The sequence below is a fragment of the Wenzhouxiangella sp. YN9 genome (assembly GCF_056324165.1).
The window spans coordinates 1-6,685 of the sequence record NZ_JBJNIP010000035.1 but is presented as its reverse complement, the minus strand read 5'-3'; the positions used below and the strand labels follow the sequence as shown (position 1 = coordinate 6,685).

Sequence of the window (6,685 nt, the reverse complement as noted above, 5' to 3'; positions counted from 1 at the left end):
CGGGTCGACGTCATCGCGGCGCTCGATCACGCGACCGTATTCCAGCGACTCCAGCGCGCGCCCGGTGGCCCGCCAGGCGCGGCGGCACGGCAGGCCGATGATGGAATACCGGCCCCAGTTCTCGCCGCCCTCGACCGATTCGAGCAAAAAGGCATTCGGCCCGTCGGCCAGCTTGAGATAAACCGACAGCGGGGTGTCCAGGTCGGCGGCAATCGAGCGCCAGACCGGAATGCGGTTGTAGCCTTCGCGGGCGAGTTGTTCGAAGCGCGATGCGTCCACGACTTCCCGATGGTTGGGGACAAGCGCGTTATTGTATGCGCCCCGGCGGCGGCCTTGCCATCCATAGCGGGCATTGACGGACAGTTGCCTGAAAGCCTTAGAACCAGTCAATATTTTTCCGTGCTTTCCGTGAATTCCGTGGTTGCCCGGTTTCTAAGGCTTTGTGCAGGCGCAATTGATGCCATGTGCCGGCATTCGCGGCCAAAAAGACATATAATCGGGCAATCGCTTCGTGCGATCAGGCGCGAAGCCGCAACGATGCTGGCGGGTCGGCGGATGGTCGGCCTGTCCCGGGGGGAGCCAGCCATGAACAATCCATCACCGTTTTGGCGCGGGCCATTCGTAACCCTGCAGGTTCTGATTCCGGCAACCGTGCTGGCACTTGCAACCACTCCTGCCGACGTGGCGGCGCTGGATGAGGACTGGCAGGCGGTCTGGGCGCGCTTGCCGGACGGCAGCATCGCTCCGGGGCTCTTGCTGATCCTGCTGGCAGCGCTGTTGACCGCCCTGCTGATTGTCAATCGACAGCGACGCCGGGCCCGTCAGGCCAGCCAGCGGCTGTCGCGCACTCTGCGCGGCTCCCGCGCCGGCAGCTGGGAGTGGAACGTGCAGACCGGCGAGACCCGCTACGACCAGCGCTGGGCCGAAATCGTCGGCTACCGGCTCGAGGATCTCGAACCGGTCTCCATCGACACTTGGGAGAAGATGGTTCACCCCGATGACCGGGCCGAGTGCAAGGCCCGGCTGCAGCGTCACTTCTCCGGAAAGTCCGGGCACTACGAAAAGGAAGTGAGGGTGCGCCACAAGGCGGGGCACTGGGTATGGGTGCACAAAGGCGGCCAGCTGATGACGCGCACCCGCGGTGGCGAGCCCGAGTGGATGTTCGGCACGCGCCTGGACGTGACCAGCCGCCGCTCGGCCCAGCAGGAGCGCGAAGAGTGGCTGCAGCGTTTCGACGAGTTGTCCAGCAACGTGCCGGGCGTGATCTACCAGTTTCGACTCCGGTCCGACGGCACATCGCACTTCCCGTTTGCCTCGGAAGGGCTGCGCGACATCTTCGGCTGCGGCCCGCAAGAGGTCGTCATCGATGCTCAGCCGGCCCTCGATACCCTCCATCCCGACGACGCCGACGAGGTGCGGCAATCGATCGAGCATTCGGCCGAGACGCTGCAGATCTGGCAAAAGGTCTGGCGGGTCAACCATCCCGAGCTGGGCCTGCGCTGGATGGAAGGCAACGCCACCCCGTCAGCCCGGCCCGACGGCAGCGTGACCTGGCACGGCTACATCCGCGACATCACCGATCTGCACCGCGCACGCGAGCGCGTGCGCACGGCGGCCAGCGTATTCGAAACCAGCCACGACGGCATCGCCATCAGCGGCGCCGACTACAAGTTCAGCACCGCCAATCGCGCCTTCGAGCGGCTGACCGGCTACCCGGCGGCAAACATCCGCGGCCATTCGTTCGAGACCTTGCTGCCGGAAAAAGACCCCGAGCCAACGACGAGGAAGATCTTTGCCACCGCCGCGGCCAGCGGTCGCTGGAACGGCGAGCTGTTCATCTGCAGGAAAAGCGGAGAAACCTTTCCGGCCGAGGTCTCCGTCTCGGCCGTCAGCGACGAGGACGGCCGCCTGTCACACTACGTCACGGTGATGACCGACATCACTCTGCGCAAGGCGCACGAGCACCGTCTTGGCGAGATTGCCAGCCACGACCCGCTCACCGGAGTGGGCAATCGGCGCATGGCCGACGAGCGGCTGCGCCACGCGCTCGCCCTGGCGCGGCATTCCGGCGCGACCTTTGCGGTGTGCATGATGGATCTCGACGACTTCAAGCCGATCAACGACCGCTACGGCCACGACGCCGGCGACCACGTGCTCAAGACGGTCGCGCAGCGACTTCAGGATCTGGTCCGTTCCGAAGACTGCGTGTGCCGCCTGGGCGGTGACGAGTTCCTGATCATCCTGCGCGACCCGCAGGGGGAATCGGTGTTCGAGCGCATTGTCGAGTCGGTGCGCATCCCCATCCGGATCGAGGCGGGCATCGTGCGGGTGTCGTCAAGCCTGGGCATCACGCTGTGCGATGCCGACTGCGACACCGATGCCGAGGGCCTGCTGCGCCGCGCCGACCGCGCCGTCTATGCCGCCAAGTCTGCAGGACGCAACCGCTTCTGCTTTGATACCGAGCAGAAATAGCCCTGATCTCGGCGGTCATCACGAATGATGCGGGCGAGCGGCGTGGTTACGATCGGGTACTGGACCAGGTGTCCAAACCGCTGATGCAGGCTGTGCGCGAGTACGTCGCTTTCGAGCCTACGCAAACCACCTATCCCGACGGTGTGGTGTCGAACTTCGTCTTTCACGCCGGTGATCAGGCCAGACCGATGTGGCACTATCCTGACCTCGGGGCGCACGTGTTTTTTCTGGCCAACATCATTGGCCAGACTTTGACCGGGCAGATGCGCGAGGAGTCGCGATACCTGCGCAGTCATGCGCGGGCGCGCGTAGCGTTGAAAGAAGTGGTCGAGATGCCCGATCACCAGGCGGACAGAGTCCTGCGCTCCATCGAGCAGAACCACGGTGAACTGAGCAACGTGCTGGCCAAGGAGATGCCAGTCCTGACACAGCCCGGGGTGTGGGCCGAGATCATTGAGGTCGTCTCTCAAGCTTTGGGAACAGACGATGCGGAGAATATGGCGGCGATCGACCGATATCGTCCTGGCAAGCCCGCCGACCGATGACGCGGGGACAGTGCAGCTGACCCACACCATTCGCCAAAGGTTGCGATCCCCCTGGTGAAAAATTCAGATCAGGGACGAACCCGCTCCCGACTGCTGTCGGGAGCGGGGTTTCAGTCAACTCTGCTTCATTGTTCAAACCGATCAGAGAAGACCGCGTCGACTGTATCTGCAAAATGAATCTCTACAGTCATGCTGATCGGCACGCCGTTGATGGTGCCGCTGATGATGGCGGTGCCGGGCTCTGCGGGCGCCGTGAGTACGGCGCTGTAGCTGCCATCGCCATGGTCGGTTACCGTGGTGCCCAGAGTTCCCAGCGTGGTCTCGATGGTCACTGCATCTCCGCCAACGGGAATGGGGTTGCCTGAGCTGTCATTGACCTGGACGGTAACAAGAGCGGTTGAAGTACCGTCTGGCGGCAGTTGGGATGGATGGACGCTGATGGTCGACTGACTGGCATCTGCGTGTACCGTGCTGGTGAATTCGACAATGGCCATCTGTGCCATCACCTCGCCATTAAGTGTGCCACTGACCACGGAAAAACCAGCCACGTTGCTGCTCAACGATGCGCTGTAGAGGCCATTGCCATGGTCAACCACGGCTCCGAGACTGCCCAGCGTGGCGCTGAGCATTACGCTGTCGCCGCCGCTGTCGACCGGGTTGCCCCACGCATCGCGTGTCTGAACGAATACCACGGCTTCATCAATGCCATCACTCATTACTGCCGTAGGCTCGGCCCAAAGCCAGCTGGTATCAGGGTGCGCATCGCCTCCTGAGCCGGCGACGAAGTCCACACTGGCCGATGCCGACATGGGTTGGCCGTTGAGTGTGGCAGTGATGTGGGCTGTTTCTTCCAGCATGGAGCTGGTAAGAATGGTGGTGTAGTGGCCGTCGCCGTGGTCGCTGACCGAGTTCTCCAGGCTGCCGGCAGTGCTGGCGACGACGATTGAGTCTCCACCGATGCCGGTGGGCTGGCCGGCCGCATTGCGGGCGTGGATGGTAATGACAGCCTGTGCGCTGCCATTGGCGGTGATCTGGCTGGGCATGGCCTCGATCAGCGAGGTGCCTGGATCGGCCTGCGTCGGGTCATACACCGTGATTTCGGTGCTCATGCCAATGGGTACGCCGTTGATGGTGCCGCTGACGATGGCAGTGCCTGGCTCTGTCGGAGCGGTCAGTTCTGCGCTGTAGGTGCCGTCGCCATGGTCGGTTACCGTGGTGCCCAGCGTTCCCAACGTGGTTTCGATGGTCACGGCATCGCCGCCCACCGTCACGGGATTGCCAGCGCTGTCATGAATATCGATGGTAATGGTCGAAGTCGAGCTGCCATCAGCAGGTAGCTGGTTCGGATTCGCGCTGATGGTTGACTGGCCCGCATCGGCTTCAACCCCGTCAAGAAATATGACGGTTGCGCTCTGTCCAATCGGTTCGCCGTTGATCATGCCGGTGATGGTGCTGGCTCCGGCCACGACCGGACTGAACAAAGCGGCAGTGTATCGGCCATCGCCAAGATCGCTGACTGCGCTGAGGTGGCCTGAAGTACTGGAGAGCTCCACCGAATCGCCGCCGTTGCCCAGCGGATTACCCCAGCTGTCACGGGCTTCCACGGTGATGAGTGAGCTGCTCAGACCATCGGCTTCAATGGCTGTAGGCATGGCCGAGAGCCGGGTGGCAGCGGCATCTGCACCACCACCGCTGTCACTGACGAATTCGACACTCGCCGAGTCATTCATCGGCTGGCCGTCAAGCGTTGCCGTGACGACTGCGGTTTCTTCGATCACGGAACTGGTCAGCGTGGCGCTGTATGTACCATCACCATGGTCGTTTACCGTGGTTGAGAGTGTTCCGGCTGTACTTGCCAGCACGATATCCGCGCCCCCAATGCTGACCGGATCGCCAGCGGCATTGTGGGCATTGAGAGTGATCAATGCCTGTGACGTGCCATTGGCCGTGATCGCCAAAGGATAGGCGTGGAGTTCACTGGTATCGGGGTCGGCAAGATCGGGGTCGTAGAAAGTCACTGTATCAGTCTGGCCAATGGCTTCACCATTCAATGTTCCGCTGATCTCGGCGATACCGGGCGTATTTGCAACCACAGCCGCTGTGTAGCTGCCATCGCCATTGTCGATAGCCGGGCCAACATTTCCGTGGCTGGCAAAAATGGCGACCGTCGCGCCACCGGTTGACATGTCGTTGCCGAAGGCGTCCCGGGCCTGGACTGTGACGATGCTGCTGTCCATGCCGTTGGCCATGATCAGTTCAGGATGGGCCGACAACAGAGACATTGCAGCAACCGGCTCACTACCTTGATCGACCACAAAGTCCACCGAAACTGGATGGCCAATCGCTTCGCCATTGATGGTTCCGGTGATGTCAGCGGTTTCAGATGTGGTCGATGAGGTCAGAGTCGCTGTATAGCTGCCGTCGCCGTTGTCCGTAACGGCCGACAGGCTTCCGGCAGTTGTGTTCAGTTGCACATCGTCACCGCCGCCTGGGACCGGATCGTCCAGGCTGTCTCGGACCTGAACCGTGATGATTGAGGTGGCCGTACCGTTGGCCGTGATTGTTTCCGGCTGGGCCGAGATGACGCTGTTTTCAGGCCGGGCTTCAAGAACAAAAGCGTAGTGCAGCCGGTAGATCGAAAGAACCGACAGGACGGCGCTGGCCTGGTAGCAGATTTCATCAAAGGGTTGACTGAATGAGGCAGCGACATTCTGGGCACCACCAATACCAATCAAAGTCAGCAGAAACCCGGGCCCGGAAAAGGATTCCTGGACTGTTCCATTGAGGCGGGTATAGATGTTTGAACCTTCGAGCAGGGAAGCAACGCCTTCGTTGAGGTTGACCACATAACCCGCACGGCGACCAGCCGGAATGGTCCGGTTGGCACCCACACAGGCATAGGCCGAACCGCCCACCCCGACCGGCAATGACATCGTTGCCTGGGTCAGGAGGTTGTCATTGACCAGGTTCTCGACATCATCAACTGAACAAAACAGGCAGATGGGATTGATGCCGGAAGCGGTAACTTCCGCGTTACTGGATTCAATGAGAGGAGTTTCAGCTTGAGTTACAGAGATCATGCCGGGAGAAAAGCCAAGCAGCATGACCATTACGACGGTGATGGAAAAGAATCGGATCAACATGGCGCCCTTCCAGTTTGGTTACAAATTAGCCACTTACGCCCGGAACCCATGGTAGGCACATCGACCGCCAGTTTGCAATCTGGTATTGTCAAGTTGGATATGGCACTATGGATCGTTTGCAGCCACCTTTACGCTGGATGGTGGGGATCAAGTCCGCCGATGGATTTCAACGTCGGCAATCACTTCCGTTCGCTGTTCAACCCCGCTGAAGCCAAAGGCAAAGTTGCAGTTACTCACAGTCGGTTGTTGCCCCAGTCCTTGAATTGCCGAGAGGCTGTAACGCTTTCGCCCAGCTGCTGCACCGCTCGTGCTCAGCGCTCGTGACAAGGCTTGAGTGCAATGCGGATGTGCTGCCGGTGCACCGTTACACGCAGGGGATGCGTAGCGTATAGGAAGTATAAGCGCCCTATTTCCTGATTTCCAACGGTATCCGGAGCCGTACCAGGCCGGCACCGGACCCTTACCAAAGTCCCCTGCACGCCGAATTCCGTCCGATTCCTAACTGTCGGAGCCAATCGAGCAGCC

At 61.2% G+C, this 6,685-nt stretch carries 3 protein-coding genes and 1 pseudogene; 2 read left to right on the top strand and 2 right to left on the bottom strand.

Annotated features, from left to right (window positions below; genetic code table 11):
* Nucleotides 1–279 (bottom strand): annotated as a pseudogene (locus ACEWQ0_RS00210) (anthranilate synthase component I); the annotation flags it as partial.
* Nucleotides 280–585: 306 nt separating this feature from the next.
* Here ACEWQ0_RS00210 and ACEWQ0_RS00205 point away from each other — a divergent pair.
* Both ACEWQ0_RS00205 and ACEWQ0_RS00200 read left to right on the top strand, forming a co-directional pair.
* On the top strand, nt 586–2,472 hold the full coding sequence (locus ACEWQ0_RS00205) for a sensor domain-containing protein (RefSeq protein WP_476484137.1): 1,887 nt from the start codon (nt 586–588) through the stop codon (nt 2,470–2,472).
* A 68-nt stretch (nt 2,473–2,540) separates the two neighbouring features.
* Nucleotides 2,541–3,017, top strand: a complete 477-nt coding sequence (locus ACEWQ0_RS00200; RefSeq protein ID WP_476484136.1) for a hypothetical protein — start codon at nt 2,541–2,543, stop codon at nt 3,015–3,017.
* 125 nt (nt 3,018–3,142) lie between these two features.
* On the opposite strand, the gene ACEWQ0_RS00195 is transcribed toward ACEWQ0_RS00200, so the two are convergent.
* Nucleotides 3,143–6,160, bottom strand: coding sequence for an Ig-like domain-containing protein (locus ACEWQ0_RS00195; RefSeq protein WP_476484135.1), 3,018 nt, complete (start codon nt 6,158–6,160; stop codon nt 3,143–3,145).
* Nucleotides 6,161–6,685: the final 525 nt, after the last annotated feature.

Bases quoted from the DNA above. Each gene is read 5' to 3' on its own strand.
- ACEWQ0_RS00195 (WP_476484135.1), bottom strand. From the start codon at position 6,160: ATGTTGATCCGATTCTTTTCCATCACCGTCGTAATGGTCATGCTGCTT.
- ACEWQ0_RS00205 (WP_476484137.1), top strand. From the start codon at position 586: ATGAACAATCCATCACCGTTTTGGCGCGGGCCATTCGTAACCCTGCAG.